At 71.5% G+C, this 16,354-nt stretch carries 15 protein-coding genes; 7 read left to right on the top strand and 8 right to left on the bottom strand.

Going from position 1 to position 16,354, the window contains the following annotated elements:
* Window positions 1-18 precede the first annotated feature (18 nt).
* The 4 genes from ACFQO7_RS00545 (at window position 19) to ACFQO7_RS00530 (ending at window position 4,545) form a co-directional block, all read left to right on the top strand.
* A complete protein-coding gene (locus tag ACFQO7_RS00545) occupies window positions 19-849 on the top strand; it encodes an aldo/keto reductase (protein ID WP_376804456.1) in 831 nt (276 codons plus the stop codon).
* Window positions 850-860: 11 nt separating this feature from the next.
* Window positions 861-1,271: a YkvA family protein gene (locus ACFQO7_RS00540; protein WP_376804455.1), complete on the top strand. Its 411-nt coding sequence runs from the start codon at window positions 861-863 to the stop codon at window positions 1,269-1,271.
* Window positions 1,272-1,412: 141 nt separating this feature from the next.
* Window positions 1,413-3,500 carry a peptidoglycan DD-metalloendopeptidase family protein gene (locus ACFQO7_RS00535; protein ID WP_376804454.1) on the top strand — a complete coding sequence of 696 codons (2,088 nt, stop codon included), beginning with the start codon at window positions 1,413-1,415 and terminating at the stop codon, window positions 3,498-3,500.
* 121 nt (window positions 3,501-3,621) lie between these two features.
* Window positions 3,622-4,545: a GNAT family N-acetyltransferase gene (locus tag ACFQO7_RS00530; RefSeq protein ID WP_376804453.1), complete on the top strand. Its 924-nt coding sequence runs from the start codon at window positions 3,622-3,624 to the stop codon at window positions 4,543-4,545.
* An 85-nt stretch (window positions 4,546-4,630) separates the two neighbouring features.
* On the opposite strand, the gene ACFQO7_RS00525 is transcribed toward ACFQO7_RS00530, so the two are convergent.
* Entirely contained in the window at window positions 4,631-5,746 is a 1,116-nt protein-coding gene (locus ACFQO7_RS00525; protein WP_376804452.1) for a M20 family metallopeptidase, read from the bottom strand.
* 137 nt (window positions 5,747-5,883) lie between these two features.
* Here ACFQO7_RS00525 and ACFQO7_RS00520 point away from each other — a divergent pair, with 137 nt between their 5' ends.
* Window positions 5,884-6,663: a GntR family transcriptional regulator gene (locus ACFQO7_RS00520; RefSeq protein WP_360530475.1), complete on the top strand. Its 780-nt coding sequence runs from the start codon at window positions 5,884-5,886 to the stop codon at window positions 6,661-6,663.
* A gap of 3 nt (window positions 6,664-6,666) precedes the next feature.
* On the opposite strand, the gene ACFQO7_RS00515 is transcribed toward ACFQO7_RS00520, so the two are convergent.
* Both ACFQO7_RS00515 and ACFQO7_RS00510 read right to left on the bottom strand, forming a co-directional pair.
* Window positions 6,667-7,644, bottom strand: coding sequence for an NAD(P)H-dependent glycerol-3-phosphate dehydrogenase (locus ACFQO7_RS00515; RefSeq protein WP_376804697.1), 978 nt, complete (start codon window positions 7,642-7,644; stop codon window positions 6,667-6,669).
* Window positions 7,645-7,752: 108 nt separating this feature from the next.
* Window positions 7,753-8,154 (bottom strand): hypothetical protein, encoded by a 402-nt coding sequence (locus ACFQO7_RS00510; protein ID WP_376804451.1) that lies wholly within the window; start codon window positions 8,152-8,154, stop codon window positions 7,753-7,755.
* A gap of 250 nt (window positions 8,155-8,404) precedes the next feature.
* Here ACFQO7_RS00510 and ACFQO7_RS00505 point away from each other — a divergent pair, with 250 nt between their 5' ends.
* Window positions 8,405-8,971, top strand: coding sequence for an HD domain-containing protein (locus tag ACFQO7_RS00505; protein WP_376804450.1), 567 nt, complete (start codon window positions 8,405-8,407; stop codon window positions 8,969-8,971).
* A 142-nt stretch (window positions 8,972-9,113) separates the two neighbouring features.
* Complete coding sequence (locus ACFQO7_RS00500) at window positions 9,114-9,992, top strand: hypothetical protein (protein WP_376804449.1); 879 nt, start codon at window positions 9,114-9,116, stop codon at window positions 9,990-9,992.
* 48 nt (window positions 9,993-10,040) lie between these two features.
* Here the strand turns inward: ACFQO7_RS00500 and ACFQO7_RS00495 are convergent, their stop codons facing one another.
* The 5 genes from ACFQO7_RS00495 to ACFQO7_RS00475 all read right to left on the bottom strand — a co-directional run bounded on the left by ACFQO7_RS00495 (window position 10,041) and on the right by ACFQO7_RS00475 (window position 16,274).
* Entirely contained in the window at window positions 10,041-11,330 is a 1,290-nt protein-coding gene (locus tag ACFQO7_RS00495; protein WP_376804448.1) for a toxic anion resistance protein, read from the bottom strand.
* Between the two features lie 100 nt (window positions 11,331-11,430).
* Window positions 11,431-12,582, bottom strand: coding sequence for a hypothetical protein (locus ACFQO7_RS00490; protein WP_376804447.1), 1,152 nt, complete (start codon window positions 12,580-12,582; stop codon window positions 11,431-11,433).
* Between the two features lie 10 nt (window positions 12,583-12,592).
* On the bottom strand, window positions 12,593-13,189 hold the full coding sequence (locus ACFQO7_RS00485) for a hypothetical protein (RefSeq protein WP_376804446.1): 597 nt from the start codon (window positions 13,187-13,189) through the stop codon (window positions 12,593-12,595).
* Window positions 13,190-13,196: 7 nt separating this feature from the next.
* The gene (locus tag ACFQO7_RS00480; RefSeq protein ID WP_376804445.1) at window positions 13,197-14,837 is read right to left on the bottom strand and encodes a vWA domain-containing protein; all 1,641 of its coding nucleotides are present in this window, start codon (window positions 14,835-14,837) and stop codon (window positions 13,197-13,199) included.
* Between the two features lie 153 nt (window positions 14,838-14,990).
* Entirely contained in the window at window positions 14,991-16,274 is a 1,284-nt protein-coding gene (locus ACFQO7_RS00475) for an ATP-grasp domain-containing protein (protein WP_376804444.1), read from the bottom strand.
* Window positions 16,275-16,354: the final 80 nt, after the last annotated feature.

Genomic DNA, 16,354 nt, shown 5'->3' with positions numbered 1-16,354 from the left:
GCGCGCGAGGATGGCGGTATGAGCAACGAGACGACGGTGAAGCTCGGCCACGGCGCGGTCATGCCGCGCATCGGGCTGGGCACCTGGCCGATGGACGACACCCAGGCCGCTCGGTGCGTGGTGCAGGCCGTCGAGGCGGGTTACCGGCTCTTCGACACGGCGGAGAACTACGGCAACGAGCGAGGCGTCGGCCAGGGCATGCGCGACGCCGGCCTGCCCCGCGAGGAACTGTTCGTCACCACCAAGTTCAACGCCCGCTGGCACGGCCGCGACCTGGTGCGCCGGGCGTTCGACGCGTCCGCCGGGCGGCTCGGCGTCGACTACGTCGACCTGCTGCTGATCCACTGGCCGAACCCCGAGCAGGACCGGTACGTCGACGCCTGGAAGGGCATGGTCGCGCTGCTGGAGGAGGGCCGGCTGCGCGCGGTGGGCGTGTCCAACTTCAAGCCCGCCCACCTGGAACGGCTGCGCGCCGAGACCGGGGTGCTGCCCGACGTGAACCAGGTGCAGCTCAGCCCGCGTATCGCCCGTAGGCTGCCGCGCGCCTACCACGCCGAGCACGGCATCGTCACCCAGTCGTGGAGCCCGCTCGGCCAGGGCCGCGAGCTGCTGGCCGATCCGGTGATCGTCGAGGTCGCGGCCGCGCACGGGCGCAGCCCGGCCCAGGTCGTGCTGCGCTGGCACCTGCAACTCGGCCTGACCGCGGTGCCGAAGTCGGCCGACCCGCAGCGGATGCGCGACAACCTGGCCGTCTTCGACTTCACGCTGAGCGAGGCGGAGCTGGACCGGATCTCGGGGCTCGACCAGGGGGAGCGGGCAGCGGTCGACGCCGACCTCGTCGGCCACTGAACGGGCCCCCGGTGCGGGAACTGCTGATCGGCATCGGGGTCGGGCTGCTGGCCTCATGGCTCGCGCTGGTCGTGGGTCTGCTGCTGGTGCGGCCCCAGGGCCCGCTGCTGGGCGAGGCGGTGCGGCTGCTGCCGGATCTGCTGCGGCTGCTGCGGCGGCTGGCCGCCGACCGCACCCTGCCCCGGGGCGTACGCATCAGGCTGGCGCTGCTCATGGCGTACCTGGCGATCCCGTTCGACCTGATCCCGGACTTCCTGCCGATCATCGGCTACGCCGACGACGCGATCATCGTCGCGCTCGTGCTGCGCTCGACGGTGCGCCGCGCAGGGCTGAACGCGGTCCGGCGGCACTGGCCGGGCACCGACGACGGTTTCGCCGCGCTGACCCGGCTGGCCGGGCTGGGCGACCGCACGCCCGGCTGAAACCCCCTCCCAAATCTCGTCCTATTTCCGACATCGGGGACACGCGATGGATGTCGGAAGCGTCTGTCGGCGCTGGCTACCGTACGGGCGCCACCCCCGACGACGAGATGGGGTTCTGAGATCCGCATGCAACGAACGACGATGAGAGCGCTGCGCGCAGCCGCCGTCGCCCTGGTCCTGGCCGGGGCGGTGCTCGGCGCGCCCGGGGCCGCGACGGCCACCGGCATCGCGGGCCCCGCCTGCGACTTCAACGGCGACGGCCGGTCCGACCTGGCGGTCGGCGTGCCCGGGGAGAGCGTCGGCACGCTGGACAGCGCCGGTGCGGTCAACATCCTCTACGGCTCGGCCGCGGGCGTGACCGCGACCGGCAACCAGCTGTTCCACCAGGACAGCGCGGGCGTGGACGGGGTCGCCGAGGCGGGCGACGCGTTCGGCGCCGACACCGCGTGCGGCGACTTCGACGGCGACGGCCGCGACGACCTGGCGATCGGCGTGTCGCACGAGGGCGTCGACGTCTCCGCGAGCTCGGTCTACGACGCGGGCGCGGTCAACATCCTGTACGGCTCCGCGAGCGGCCTGACCACCACCGGCAACCAGGTGCTGCACCAGGCCACGCCCGGGGTGCCGGAGACGCCGGAACGCGGCGACGAGTTCGGCACCGCCCTGGCCGCCGGGGACTTCAACGGCGACGGCCGCGACGACCTCGCGGTCGGCGCGCCCGGCGAGAACGTCGACGGCGCGAACCAGACCGGCACGGTCACCGTCTTCTACGGCACCCGCACCGGCCTGTCCGGCACCGGCAGCCAGGACTGGAACCAGGCAACGTCCGGTGTGGAGGGCGACCCCGAGGGCGGCGAGCAGCTCGGTGCGGCGCTGGCCGCGGGCGACTTCAACGGCGACGGCGAGGCCGACCTGGCCATGGGCACGCCCGGGGAGTCCATCGGCGGCGAGTCCTGGGTCGGCTCGGTCAACGTGCTGTACGGCAGCCCGGCCGGTCTGAGCGCCGCCGGTGACCAGGTGTGGAACCAGTCGACCACCGGCGTCCCGGGCAACTGGGAGGCCGGCGACCTGACCGGCACCGCGGTCACCGCGGGCGACTTCGACGGCGACGGCCGCGACGACCTCGCGATCGGCTCGCCGGGCGAGGACGACGGCGCGATCCGCGACGCGGGCGCGGTCAACGTGATCTACGGCGCGGCGGCGGGCCTGACCGCCACCGGCAGCCAGATCGTCACCCGCACCACGCTGCTGCTGTCCGGGCTGGCGCAGGCGGGCGACTCGTTCGGATCGGCGCTGGCCGCCGGCGACTTCAACGGCTCCGGCCACGACGAGCTGGCGATCGGCATCCCGCGCGCGACGGTGTCAGGCAACGTCGCCGCGGGCGCGGTGGCGGTCGCGTTCGGCAGCGGGCTCGGGCTGTCCCTGCTCACCAGCCAGCTCATCAGCCAGGGCACGCTCGGCGTCGAGGGCGCGCTGGAGGCCGGGGACAGCCTCGGCTACGCGCTGGGCACCGGCGACTTCGACGGCAACGGCCGGGCCGACCTGGCCGCCGCCGCGCCCGGCGAGGCCGAGGGCAGCCTGGCGGGTTCGGGTGCGGTGAACGTGCTCTACGGCTCGGTGCTGCGGCTGCTGACCGCCAACGACCAGATCTTCACCCAGAACAGCACCGGGATCGACGGCGTGGCCTCGGCGTACGACCGCTTCGGCGGCGGGCCGGGGGTGTCGACCGGGCAGTACCGCATCGGGTACACGACCGGCACCCGGGTGGCGGTCACCCGCGACCACCAGTCGCACTCGCCGACCCGGTTCCGCATCGACATGGCCGGGGTGGACGCCGGGCCGGACTACGAGATCGTCGCGGCGCGCGCCGGCACCATCCGGTACATCGTGGACACCAATGTGGAGCCGACCGACAACAACAACTATGTCTGGATCGAGCACGCCGACGGCGAGTGGAGCAAGTACACCCACTTCCAGACGAACAGCGTGACCAGCCGCGGCCACCAGGTCGGCGACGTGGTCAGCGCCGGCACGGTGCTCGGCCTGGAGGGCGACATCGGCCAGGCCACCGGCGAGCACCTGCACTTCGAGATCGCCGTGCCGGACAGCACCGCCGACCCGATCAACAGCGCGGGCTTCATCCGGGGCATCAACCGCATCCCGCAGATCTGCGGCGTGCCAGGCAACGTGTTCCTGCAGGGGCAGACGTACACGGCCGCGCCCTGCTGACGGGCGGCTGACGGACGGGGCCGGCACGATGCCGGCCCCGTCTCGATCGCGGGGCCGCCCTCCCGTCCGGCTCGTCCGCACCCTGCGTAGGCTGCTGAAGATCAACGACGGAGGAAGTACTGTGCTGACGATCCGCCCCGCCCGATCCGAAGAACTGCCCGCGCTGACCGTGCACCCGGACGACGACGAGCGCAACGGCGCGACCGCGGCATACCTGTCGAAGCTGCTCGACAGCGGCTGCACGCGACCGGACTGGTGCCTGGTCGCCGACAAGGACGGCGAGCTCGTCGGCAACGTCGTGCTGTGGACGATCCCCGGCCGTTCGGTGCCGATGGACCTGGTGCTGCTGGAGCCTGGCGACGACGAGACCGCCGCCGCCCTGCTCGCGCATGCGGCCGAGTTGGCCCGTTCGCTCGGTGCGCACACGCAGGGCCATGTGCTGGACATGCCGAGCCAGGCGCCTCAGTTCCAGCGTGACCCGCAGCGACGCGAGCAGCTGATCACCGCCCACGGGTTCGCCGTCACCCGCGACGGATGCCGGTTTCTCTGGGCGGACGGCGATGCGCTTCCGGTCCAGGACGACCGGCTACGTTGGCGGTCGCTGGCGGAGCTGGGGGAGGAGGCTTTCGTCGACCTGCTCGCCGATGCCTTCGCCGACACCAAGGATTCGATCTTCCGCGCTGAGATCGCCGAGCACGGCCTGCGCGGCGCGGCCGAACGCAACCTTGCCGACATGCTGGACATGGACCACGAGCGGGACTGGTTCGAGATCGGTTACGACCAGCAGGATCGGCCCGTCGCGGCCAGCCTACCGGCCCGTACGCCGAGTTCGGCGGTGATCGGCCTGGTCGCGGTCGCCACGGCCGGACGCGGTCACGGCTACGCCACCGCTGTTGTCGCGCGCGGCACGAGCGTCCTGGTCGCGGCTGGGGCGACGGAGATTCGCGGCGACTGCGACGCCGGTAACCTCGCCATGTTCAAGGCGTTCCAGCGTGCTGGTTACCGCAACTTCGCGAACCGCAGAATGTTCAGCCGTCCATTGTGAGGTATCGCCGGCCGGGTGGGGGCGAGCGGAACGGAAAAGGCGGGCGGGCCGGGACCGGCCCGCCCGCGGCCGGGCGCCAAGGCGGTCACGCCTGGGCCCGGGGACGCAGCACCCGATCGACGAGTGCGGCGAGCAGTGCGGCCCGCTCGGCCATCGCGGGCAGGTCGACCCATTCGCCCTCCGCGTGGGCGTTGCCGCCGACGGGTCCGAGCCCGTCGAGGGTCGGGATGCCGAACCCGGCCGTCAGGTTGCCGTCGGAGGCCCCGCCGACGGCGACGCCCGCGGGTGCGGGCAGGCCCAGTTCCGCCGCGACCACCCGGGCGAGCCGGTAAAGGTCTGCCGAGGCGGTGGGCGGCAATGCGGGCCGGCTGACCCCGCCGTGCACGGTCAGCCCGCTGCCCGCCAGGACCGGGCGCAGCCCGCGCATCGCCCGGTCCACCCGCGCGAACTCGGCCTGATGGAAGGCGCGCACGTCGACGGCGAGCCCGGCCGCCGCCGGAACCGTGTTCTCGGTGGTGCCCGCGGTGAGCACGGTCGGCGTCACGGAGGTGTCGCCGTCACCGAGCCCGGCCACGGCCAGCACCTGGTGCGCCAGCTCCACCCCGGCGTTGATCCCGCGGGCCGGGTCCAGCCCGGCGTGGGCGGCCCGGCCGGTCACCTCCAGCCGGTAGCGGGCGATGCCCTTGCGGGCGGTCTTCAGCGCGCCGTCGGCGCTGGGCTCGCAGATGAGCGCGGCTCGCGCACCCTGCCCGGCCTGCTCGATGAGCGCCCGGGAGGCGGGCGAGCCGATCTCCTCGTCGGCGTTGACCAGCACGGTGACCCCGTCCAGCGAGGGCAGCGTGGACAGCGCATGGAACAGCTGGACCAGGCCGGCCTTCATGTCGAAGCAGCCCGGCCCGGTGGCCCGGTCGCCATCGACCCGGAACGGCCAGCGGGCCAGGGTGCCCACCGGCCAGACCGTGTCGTGGTGCCCGACCAGGAGCACCCGGGTGTCGCCGTGCCGCCAGACCAGGTGGGCGCCGTGGCGCTCGGGGGAGCCGCCGAGCAAACGGCTGCCGAGGGCGGTGACCGCGTCGGCGCTGTGCGCGGTGGCGCGCGGGTCCTCGGACGGCGACTCGACGGCGACCAGGGTGGCGAGGTCCTCGACCAGCCGGGGCAGCCGTGTCCGCAGGTCGCGCAGGGTGGGGGCGAAGTCTGACATGGGTTCCTCCGGCAGCTCGTTTACGTCGTCTAGATTGACTAGACAATGTAGATGTTGCGGATGATGGTGCAGTGAGCTTGGATCGGTTGTCAAGACATCGATCGCGGACGCGTCACAGCGTCAGGGAGGTGGAGCACGTGGAGACGGCCCGGAGTGCGGCGATGCCCGCGTACCAGCGGATCGCGGCCGCGTACCGCGGGCTGATCATGTCGGGGGAGCTGCGGCCCGACGACCGGCTGCCGACCGAGCACGAGATCGCCGACCGGTTCGGCGTGGTCCGCCAGACCGTGCGCACCGGACTCGGCATCCTGGTCACCGAGGGGCTGATCGTCGCCCGCCGGCCGCACGGCTACTTCGTGCGCCGCCGCGAGCACATGGTCTACCGGCCGCAGGAGAAGTCCCGCCCGCGCCCGGCCACCCCGGAGATGGACCGGTTCTCGCAGCAGATCGTCGCCGAGGGCCGCACCCCGCACCAGGCCATCGAGGTGTCACTGGTGCAGGCCGCGCCCGATCTCGCCCAGCGGCTGGGCATCGCGGCCGGGCAGACCGTCGTGGCGCGCCGCCGGGTGCGGTTCATCAACGGCGAGCCGACCAACATCAACGACTCGCACTTCCCGATCGACCTGGTCAAGGACTCGGAGATCATGTCTCCGGCCTACCTGCCCCGGGGCACCGACCAGGTGCTGGCCGACCTCGGCTACCGGCAGGACCGGGCCATCGACGAGATCTTCATCCGGATGCCGACGCCCGAGGAGATCCACCGCCTCAGCCTGGGCCCTGGCACCCCCGTCGCGGCCCACTACGACACCGGGTACACCGCGTCCGGGCAGCCCGTGCAGTGCACCCTCAACGTGCTGCCCGGCGACCGGCACAAGATCGTGTTCGAGCGGCACTGGCAGGGGGAACCCGCCGGATGACCGCTACTCGGGCTTGGTCTGCCGGCTCATCAGGGTGGCCAGGGCGACCTTCGGGTCGACGCCCTCGTGGCAGATCCGCTCCACCTGCTCGGTGATCGGCATCTCCACGCCGTGCTTGTGGGCCAGGTCCCGGATGGCCAGGCAGCTCTTGACGCCCTCGGCGGTGTACCGGGTGGCCGCCTGGGCCTGCTCCAGGTTCAGGCCGCGGCCCAGGTGCTCGCCGAAGGTGCGGTTGCGGGTCAGCGGCGAGCAGCAGGTGGCAACCAGGTCGCCCAGTCCCGACAGGCCGGCGAAGGTGAGCGGGTCCGCGCCCAGCGCGATGCCGAGCCGGGTGGTCTCGGCGAGCCCGCGTGTGATCAGGGTGGCCTTGATGTTCTCGCCCAGCTCCATCGACGTGGCGATGCCGTACGCCAGGGCGATCACGTTCTTGACCGCCCCGCCCAGCTCGGCCCCGATGACGTCGTCGTTGGTGTACGGCCGGAAGTAGGGCGTGGTGATCGCCTCCTGCACGGCTGCCGCCCGGTCCAGGTCCGTGCAGGCGACCACGGCCGCGGCGGGCTGGCGCACGGCCAGTTCGGGCGCGATGTTCGGCCCGGTGACCACGGCGACCCGGCTCGGGTCGACCCCGGCGGTCTCCACGATGACCTCGCTCATCCGCTTGGTAGTGCCCAGCTCGATCCCCTTCATCAGGGAGACCAGCGTCGCCCCGGCCGGGATCAGCCCGGCCCACGCGCTCAGGTTCGCGCGCAGCGTCTGCGAGGTCACCGCGAGCACGACCAGGTCGGCCCCGGCCAGGGCGGCCGCGGGGTCGGCGGTCGCCGTGACGTTGCGGGGCAGCGCGACCTCGGGGAAGTAGTCGGGGTTGCGGCCGGTCGTGCGGATCGCGTCCGCGATGGACTCCCGGCGGGCCCACATGGTGACCTCGCCGCCCGCCTCGCCCAGGATCTTGGCGAAGACACTGCCCCAGGAACCGGCTCCCATCACCGCGGTCCGCACGCTGTGCCACCTCTCCGCCGCGGCCACGGCCGGGCACGATCACCGGCGTCCGGGCAGGCCGCCGTCGTCGCAGCGAATCATGCCATGCGGCCGTCAGGCGGGCCGGGGTCCGCCGGACGGATCGCGGCTCGCGCGCAGCGCCTGCTGCACCCGCAGCTCCATGTCGTGCAGCGCCTCGATGGCCCGCAGCTGACCCGCGATCTCCGGGTCGGCGGTGGCGGGGCCCAGGCCGATGAGCCCGCAGCGCTCGCACTCCACCCGCGCGGCCGAAGCCGGGCAGGGCGTCTGCGTCGCGCAGTCGACGCAGGTGTGCGCGGCGTCGACGGCGAGCACCTGGTCCGCGGTGATCGTGTCGAGGTAGCCGCATTCGGCGCACTGCCAGGTCACCTGCTGTGCCCAGTCCACGTCGCCGGTGTCGCCGAGTTCGTAGTCGAGGCGCTCGGCCGGGCCGACGAGATCGCAGCCCGGGCAGCGCACGTAGGGACGTGGTCTCATGGCGCGCTCTCCCCGTGATCGCCCGACAGTGCGATGTGGACGTTAAATACGTAAGTGTTTCAGCGCGCCCGCCGATCGGACGATCGTTGCGAGGCGAACAACCGAGGAGTCCTGTCGACCGCGGTGCCGCCATGGCCGGGCGGTGGGCGCCGGGCCGGAGCGCGCCGGCCAGATGAACAGCGGGCGAACAGTGGAAGGCCGGTGCGCGACATCGATTGAGCAGGGCGGTGTACCGGCATACCGTCAGCTCGTGCCGCTGGTCATCGATCATCTCGTGCCCGCCCGGGCCATGTGCCTGGCAGACGAGCTGCTGGTCGATCTGCCGCAGCGGTGGTCGCACTCCGCCGGGGTGGCGGGCCGCGCGGCCGATCTGGTCACCGCGGTCGACCCGGCCGATCGCGATCTACTGCTGTGCGCGGCCTGGCTGCACGACATCGGGTACGCCGTCGCGGCCCGCGACACCGGTTTCCACTCCCTCGACGGGGCACGCCTGCTGCGGCGGCTCGGCTGGCCGATGCGGCTGTGCGCGCTGGTGGCACATCATTCCGGGGCATCCTTCCTGGCCGTGGCGCAGGGCGTCGACGGCATGGCCGAGTTCGACGACGAGCGCTCGGCGGTGACCGACGCGCTGGCCTGCGCCGACCAGACCACGGGGGTACGCGGGGAGTCCGTGTTCTTGGAGGACCGGCTGGCCGAGGTGCTGCGGCGGCACGGGGCGTGCTCGCCGCACGCGGCCGCCCACGGCGGCCGGGCGCCGTACCTGCGGTCCGCCGCGAGCCGCGTGCAAGCCCGCCTGCTCGCCACCGCGACGGCGTGATGCCGAGCGGTGGCCCTCGCCGGGCGGGCGGATGGCTGCACGGTCTAGTTCGCCATCCATGGGGATGGCATTTCCGGTCGGCTTGTTGACTGCCTGCTATCTGCCGGTCTCCTAGTATCTCCACTTTGGTCTGGGAGGACGTATGGCAGCAGGCGAGAAGCGCCGACGGGAACTGACACCGCGAGGACTCTCCGCCATCAGCATGGGCTACCTGATGTTGCTATTGATGCTGGTGTGGGGGTATTTCAAGTTCCACGACTATCTGCTGAATTCCAAGGCCCCGTTGATCTACGACCCTCGGCACATGCTGTACATCGCATGGTACGGAGCACTTGGCGGTGTCATGGCGAACTTCACGGGCCTCCTGCGGCATCGCGAAAAGTGGAATCCGGCCTGGAATCTCTGGTATGCGGCCCGACCGTGGACGAGCTCGATCGTCGGGGTGATCGGCTACCTGATCTACATCTCGATTGTCCAAGCCTCGCTCTCGTTCGATGACGAGAACAACCCGCCCAGGGTCCTCGGTTACGTCATTGCCTTCGCCATCGGCTATCGGGAAGACCTCTTCCGGGACCTGCTTCAACGCGTTTTCGAGTTGATCGCTTCAGCTGGCGGAGCCGATACTCAGGCGCCTTCGGTGCCGCCCGACTTCAAGGGTGGAATCGGCGACGACGGGCGGCATGCCGTGCTGACGTGGGGCCATGCTACGGACAACGTCGCAGTGTCGACCTATAACCTCTACCGGGATCGGCGGCTACTGGCGACTGTCAAGGTCAGGCCGCCAGCGGTCGAGCACAGCGGCGAGCGCATTCGATTCGCGGACTATACGCTGGGCTGCGGAGCAGAACCGTCCAGCCATAGCTATGCCGTAACCGCCGTGGATGCCGCCGGCAACGAGTCGATCCTTGCTGGACCTATCCAGATCATGTTTCCAGGAGATTGTGAGTGGCGTCAGCCCGCAGACGCTGCAGGCGTTTCGGTGCTGACACCAGGGCAGCCCGCCCCCAGCAAAGGTCATTAGAGTTGCCTCCCCCGGTCTTCGACGGGGGGAGGCAACTCATCCCTGCGTTCATGCCTGGTTCGTGACCCGTTCGAGGACCGAGTCCGGCAAGTGCGGACCGACGGGTAGTTCGAGTGGTTTGTTTGCTTTCGTGACGAGGTCGACGACGGTGCGGCTGAGGTGCTGGGAGCTCGCGGACATGGACTCCTGCGCGGTGACGATCGCGGAGACGACCTCGGCACGGGCCTGCTGGCCGAACCGGACCGCCTCCTCGATGCCCTTGGCCTGGGCGTCGATCGATGCCGCGACCTCCAGGATGGTCTCGGGGCGGATCGTCGGAGTCTGGATCAGTCGGGCGATCTGGGGGACGCCGGTGCCCGCGGCGTGGGCGTACGCCGAGAGCACCTCGTTGGCTCCGTCGGCTACCGCCTGCTGCATCTGGGCGGCCTGGTTGGCCTGGAGCAGCAGGCCCCACTGGGCGATGGTCAGTTTCATGGTCGGAATGGTCAGGTTGACCAGCAGGGCCAGCCGCTGACCGAGGCCGTAGTGCAGGGAGCGGATGTTGCGCACCTGGGGCGAGGTCGACCAGGCGACGAACAGCCGCTGCTGGAACTCGCTGATGCGCACCTCGATCGCCTGGACGAACTCGGTGACCCGGGCCAGGCGCTCCTCCTTGTCGCGGCGGTCGACGTCGGCCGGGTCGACGCGGATCGACGCGGCCTCGGCCACCGCCAGGTCCCGGATCAGCTCCATGACGGCGATGACCCCGACGAGCTGGCTGATCGCGGCCTCGTTGGCCTTGTACAGCTCGTCGCAGAGCACCACGTTGCGCTTGAGCTGCTGCTGCTTCTCGACCAGGGTGCCCGCGATGCGGTCGAGCTGCTGCTCCACCGAACGGGCCTCCTCGAACAGCATCTCCACCAGGTCGCGGCCCTTGCGGAAGACGCCCCGGACGGCGTCCATGAACTTGTCGAACACCTCGCGCACCCGGGGGTCGGCCGGGTCGTAGCGGCGGCGGAAGTCGCGCATCCGGTCGTTGATCTCGTGCATGATCTGGGTCAGCTCCGGGATCTTGACCGGGCCGACCTCCCGGAAGATCCGCTGCACCTGTGTGTTGACCTGGTCGATCGCGCTGTTGCCGAACCCGGCGAGCTGGTCGGTGTCGGCCATCATGCGCGGGTAGGTCTGCTTCGCCAGGGCGAGCGCCTGCTCGCGCTGCGCCGGGCTGAGCAGGTCGGCGCAGACCAGCCGGCCGGGTTCACCGGTGCGGGCCACGGCGGCCAGCGCCGTGTCCGCGCTACCGGCCGGCTGCGGCGGCGCGCCCGTGATGCTGCCGAAGTCGATCGCGAGCTCGCTCATGGGTGGTTCTCCTCCTGCTGTTTCAAGGAAAATGCGCTTTCGGCGGGCCCGGATCGTGCAGTTTCCCCGAAACTGCGGACGCCGAGCGCGGTGCGGGCGGTCAGGAGCATTTGGCGACCTCTTTGACGCAGGCGAGCAGGGCCAGGGTGACCTCGGCGCCAGGCGGGGCGGTGGTGCGGAACTGGTCGGCCAGCGGGAGGTTCGGGAAGTCGGAGACCTTGGTCAGGCCGACGTGCAGGCCCGAGCGCAGGCCGTACTTCTGCCAGGCGAGCTGCTGGATGCCGGGGTCCTTCATGGCCTCCAGGAAACGGGCCGCGTCGGCGTCCAGTGCCAGGATCGGGTGGTCGCTGTAGATCGTGGGGTCGGGGTAGAGCACCCGCACGTCCTTGAGCAGCTTGTCGGCGTCCGCGCCGAGCTGCACCACCTGCTGGATGAGCTGGTTCTCGTAGCCGGCGTACAGCGGGGCGTGGAACTCCGCGCCCTGGGTCAGCCACTGCCGGAAGCCGGCCTCCGAACCCGCCGCCTGCAGGCCCTGCGCGTCGTAGACGGCGCGCACCGTCGGCAGCACCTTGCGGGCCTGGGCCAGGCTCGGCGCGGAGAACACGTCGTCGGTGGCGATGATGTTCAGCTGGAGCTGGGCCAGGGTGAAGCCGCTGTTGGACTTCGCCGCGTCGGTGCTGGACACCGCGATCGGGCCGCGCAGGTCGGCGGCGCCCAGCGACTGCCAGGTGGTGCGCTTGAGCACGTGCTCCAGCAGCAGCTTTTTCATGTCGACGATGAAGTAACGGTCCGCGCGTTTGGCCACGATGCCCGCCTTGACCAGCGCGTCGGTGCCCTGCGGCCCGGCGTAGATCACCTCCGGCGACTGGAGCACGGTCTCCGCGCGGTACTGCGGGAACTGCCCGGAGTGCAGGCTCTCGAACACCTTCTGCGCGCTGGCGCTGGACGGCCACAGGCAGCCCGCCTTGCGCGCGGCCAGGTCGTCCTTGGACAGCTGCACCAGGTCGTACGAGCCCAGCGGCTGGAACCGCACGGTCAGGCCGTACTGCTCGCGCAGGATCTTCTTGACCTGCTCGTCGGCCATCAGCTCGGTCTTCTCCGAGCCGCCCAGGCAGGTGACGGTGACGGCCTGCGCCGTGCCGCCCCCGCCGGGCGGGGAGTCCTCGCCGCGGGTCAGCGCGTACGCGGTGGCCACGCAGACCACCAGGACCAGGACGAGCCCGACGAGGAATCGGCCGCTCGGCAATCTCACGTGATGCTCCTTATCCCAGCTGCGGGAGTTTCGGCGGGGCGACGGTCTGCAGGTTGGCCTGGTACTGGGCGAGGTCGCCCTGGTTGACCAGGCGCAGGCTGTCGATGGTGAACTCGGTGAAGCGCTGCACGGCCTGCTCGCCGCCGGCCAGCAGCGCCGCCGGGTCGTCGTAGAACGCCGGGTTGCGCTGGATGTCCAGGTACTGCCGGACCACGCCGAGCAGGCTCTGCAGGTGCGCGCCGAGCTGGCTGGCACTGGAGTAGAGGCTGTTCGGCGAGGTGGCCCGGACCCGGTCGAGCAGTTCGGGCACGAACTCGGCGGCCTGCTGCAGCAGGTGCTTCACCGACGGCGAGGCGACGTCGCGGCTGAGCTTGCGGATCTCCTTGGCCGCCCGGACCACCTCGTCGGCCTTGCGGTCGGCGTCGGCCCCGTACTCGTCATCGCGGACCTGGGACGCGGTGCGCGAGTCGAGCATCAGGTAGACGCCGAGCGCGGACACGGCCGCGAGCAGCGGCGACCACAGCAGGCTGCCGGTGACCGAGAACAACCCGCCGAACACGCCGACCGCGACGAGCAGCGCCAGCGGGGTGGCGACCTTGCGCGTCATCGCCGCCTCACTTGTAGCCCGCGGCGGTACGCAGCGCCGCGACCAGGTCGTTCTGCTGCACGAACGCGCCACCGGTCGCCTCGGCGACCTGCTTGAGCTGGCCCGGGTCGGCATCGTCGCCGAACGCGATGGCCACCACCGGCACCCCGGCCGCCTTGAGCGCGGCGACGGCCTCGGCCTGCTCGGCGTCCTCGGACATGCCGTCGGACATCACGATGACCAGGCTCTTGCGGGTGGCCGACTGCGACGCGGTCAGCGCGGTCACGGCCTGCTTAAGGCAGGCGTACATGTTGGTGCCGCTGCCGGGTTCGTGGGCGACGATCTTCTCGGTGAGCCCGTGCAGCTGCCCGGCGTCGTTGCCGGTGACCCGCCACGGGCCGGCCGAGATGCCGCTGTTGAAGACGGTCACCGTGGTGATGTCCTCAGGGTGGGTCTGCAGCAGGTTCAGCGCGGCCTGGTCGGCGTCGAAGATCTGGTGCGCGGCGTCGCGTACGCCGGCCCAGCCCGCGTTGTCGTTCATCGAGCCGCTGCCGTCGAGGCAGTAGTAGGCATCGACCGGCTTGCGGTAGTGCGTCTGGTAACGATCCAGCGCCGCCTTGATCACAGCCACCGAGGGATAGGTGATGCCCTGCTCGCGCACGTTGGCCTGGATACCCCAGTCGGGGTTGAACACGCTCAGGTCCGGGTTGTCGAGGGTCAGGCCGATGCCGGTGGCCGGGCGGCGGCCCAGCGCCAGCAGCTTCGCCTTCGCGCCCGCGTCGGTCAGCAGGTAGGTCTGCAACTCGGTGACCAGCGACCGCTTGGCGGGGTCGGCGTCGGTGCCGTGCGGCAGGAAGCCCAGCGGGGCGTCGCTGATCGCCAGCGCCCCCTTGGGGTACACCGCGTACAGCGGCTCCTTGCCCGCCCTGACCAGCTCCTGGTTCTTCTCGATGACCAGGTCCTCGTAGGTGAACACGGTGCGGCACACGTCCGGCCGGGCCAGGCAGTCGTTCATCAGCGTGCCGGTGGACGGCGGGGTCGCGTCCATGGCCTGGATGAACCGGCTGATGCCCGCGTCGACGGCGGGGGAGTCCAGCTGCGCCTGGGTGAGTGGCTGGCCGGGACCGTTGCCCGCGAAGTGGTTCAGGAACCCGAACAGCACCGTCGCGCCCGAGTTGGACTGGGTCGGGTTGGTCACCCACACCGTCGTCTTCCCGGACTCGACCGCGTCGAGCACGTCCTTGACGGCGACGTCGGTGCGGCCGGTGAAGCCGAGCCGCCGCATCTCGGCGTGCCACCCGGCGTACACGACCGGGGTGAGGAACATCGGCTTGACGTCCTGCAGCTTCGCGGCCTGGTCGCCGATCTGCGAGAAGACGGAGCTGGCGAACCAGTACGCGTCGAAGTCGCCGTTGCCGGAGGCCAGCAGCCGCGCCTGGTCCACCGACCCCTTGAGGGTGAACCGGCAGTCGTAGCCCTGCTCGGCGCACCACGGCCTGACGACCGTGTCCAGCACCGACTGCTGCTCGGACCCGGCGACGAGCTGCAGCACCTTCGGATCGCTGCTGTACGGCGCCGTGCCGCCGGAGGGCGGGTCTGACGTGTCGTCGCAGCCGGCGGACAGCAGCACGGCTGCCGCCAGCATCACGGAGAGCACCCTGGTTCGCACACGGACTCCTTGCCACGGATGGACTTTCTGCCAAGACCATTCCTTGGTATCAAGCCGCTACCAGGGCAAACAGGCCAACAAAGGGTTAACGGGAAGTGAAGGCAGCGCCCGGGGCGGCGCACCGGCAGCCGGTGCGCCGCAACGGTTTCGCCGTCAGCGCAGCGGCTCGACGGCGACCGCGGTGGTGAGCGCGGCGACCAGGGCCGCGGTGGCGGGCAGCAGGGCGCGTCCGTCCGGTGCGGACAGGCTCGTGGTCGACTCCAGGCGGGCCAGGATCGCGCCCGGCAGCAGGGTCACGCCGAGTGCGGGCAGGCCGGTGACCTGGATTCCGGCGTACGAGTCGGGCCGTGGCACCGCCCGCACCACCCCGCCCGGCCCGGTCCAGCGGACCAGCAGGTGGCTGCCCGCGGTGGCGAGCACCGGCCGGGCCGCGTCGGCCGGGTCGAGCGGTTCGCCGAGCAGCGCCCGCAGGTGCTGGTGCAGGCAGGGGTCGAGCCCGTGCCGCTCCTGCAAGCGGCTCAGCAGCCACGACGAGCCCTGGATGCGCGGGTTGACCTCCAGGAACGCCACGTCGCCGCCGGACACCGCGATGTCGGCCCCGAACAGGCCCCGGTGCCCCTGCGCGGCCAGCCACGCTCCGATGCGCTCGGTGTGCAGGTAGGCCTGGGCCAGCGTGCCGGGGTCGACGCGCGGCGTGGCGAAGTCGCTGCCGCAGTAGCCGCCGAACGCGTACCCGAGCTGCGGGATACCGCTGATCTGCAACGACGCGGGCAGCAGGAGCACCCCGTCGGCGTGCACCACCCCGGCCACGTTGATCGTCACGTCTCCGGCGTAGCGCGACAGCAGCCACCGGGTGACGTGCGGGTGCGCCTGCCGTGCCGCGGCCAGCTCGGCGGCGTCGCGCACCAGGTAGGTGCCCTGCCCGCCCGCGCCGTTCGGGGTCTGCGCGATGAACGGCGTGTCGAGCCGCCGGGCGACGGCCGCGAAGTCGAGTTCGGACCGGTCGAGCGCCAGCGCCTCGGGCACCGGCACGCCGAGTCCCTGCAGCGCGGCGCGGATGTAGACCTTGTCCTCGGCCAGCCGTTCCACGACCTCCAGCGGCCCGGCCGCCAGCCGCACCCGGCCCGGCCAGGCCGCCGCGGCGGACTCCCACGCGGTGCTGGCGCGCGGCGGCACCAGCAGTATCGGCCGGTCGTCGGCCGGGGCCTCGGCGAGCACCTTGGGGACGAAGTCGGCCAGCCGGGCCACGTCGCCGAAGCGCCAGCGGCGGCGCACGCCGTCGAGCCGCTCCAGTGACAGCGCCCGGGTGCCGGGCAGGTCGGCGTCGGCGTCGCCGGACAGCACGCAGACGCACGAGGGGTGCTCGGTCAGCGGCGCCATCATGCCGGGGTACGCGCTGGCGGTCACCAGGCGGTAGTCGTGCAGGTCCCATGCCATGGCGGCAACTGTGGCCGATCCGCGGTGGCCGCGCCGCACGTCGCGAACGTACTTCCGGCAAACGCCGCAAGAACTCTTCG

The sequence above is a fragment of the Catellatospora aurea genome (assembly GCF_042663325.1).
In the GTDB taxonomy this organism is placed as follows: domain Bacteria; phylum Actinomycetota; class Actinomycetes; order Mycobacteriales; family Micromonosporaceae; genus Catellatospora; species Catellatospora aurea.
The sequence above is the reverse complement of the archived record's forward strand: the minus strand, read 5'-3'. Positions and strand labels throughout refer to the sequence as shown.

Bases quoted from the DNA above. Each gene is read 5' to 3' on its own strand.
- ACFQO7_RS00510 (WP_376804451.1), bottom strand. From the start codon at position 8,154: ATGAGACCACGTCCCTACGTGCGCTGCCCGGGCTGCGATCTCGTCGGC.
- ACFQO7_RS00525 (WP_376804452.1), bottom strand. From the start codon at position 5,746: ATGTCAGACTTCGCCCCCACCCTGCGCGACCTGCGGACACGGCTGCCC.
- ACFQO7_RS00545 (WP_376804456.1), top strand. From the start codon at position 19: ATGAGCAACGAGACGACGGTGAAGCTCGGCCACGGCGCGGTCATGCCG.
- ACFQO7_RS00495 (WP_376804448.1), bottom strand. From the start codon at position 11,330: ATGAGCGAGCTCGCGATCGACTTCGGCAGCATCACGGGCGCGCCGCCG.
- ACFQO7_RS00500 (WP_376804449.1), top strand. From the start codon at position 9,114: ATGGCAGCAGGCGAGAAGCGCCGACGGGAACTGACACCGCGAGGACTC.
- ACFQO7_RS00535 (WP_376804454.1), top strand. From the start codon at position 1,413: ATGAGAGCGCTGCGCGCAGCCGCCGTCGCCCTGGTCCTGGCCGGGGCG.
- ACFQO7_RS00515 (WP_376804697.1), bottom strand. From the start codon at position 7,644: ATGGGAGCCGGTTCCTGGGGCAGTGTCTTCGCCAAGATCCTGGGCGAG.
- ACFQO7_RS00485 (WP_376804446.1), bottom strand. From the start codon at position 13,189: ATGACGCGCAAGGTCGCCACCCCGCTGGCGCTGCTCGTCGCGGTCGGC.
- ACFQO7_RS00475 (WP_376804444.1), bottom strand. From the start codon at position 16,274: ATGGCATGGGACCTGCACGACTACCGCCTGGTGACCGCCAGCGCGTAC.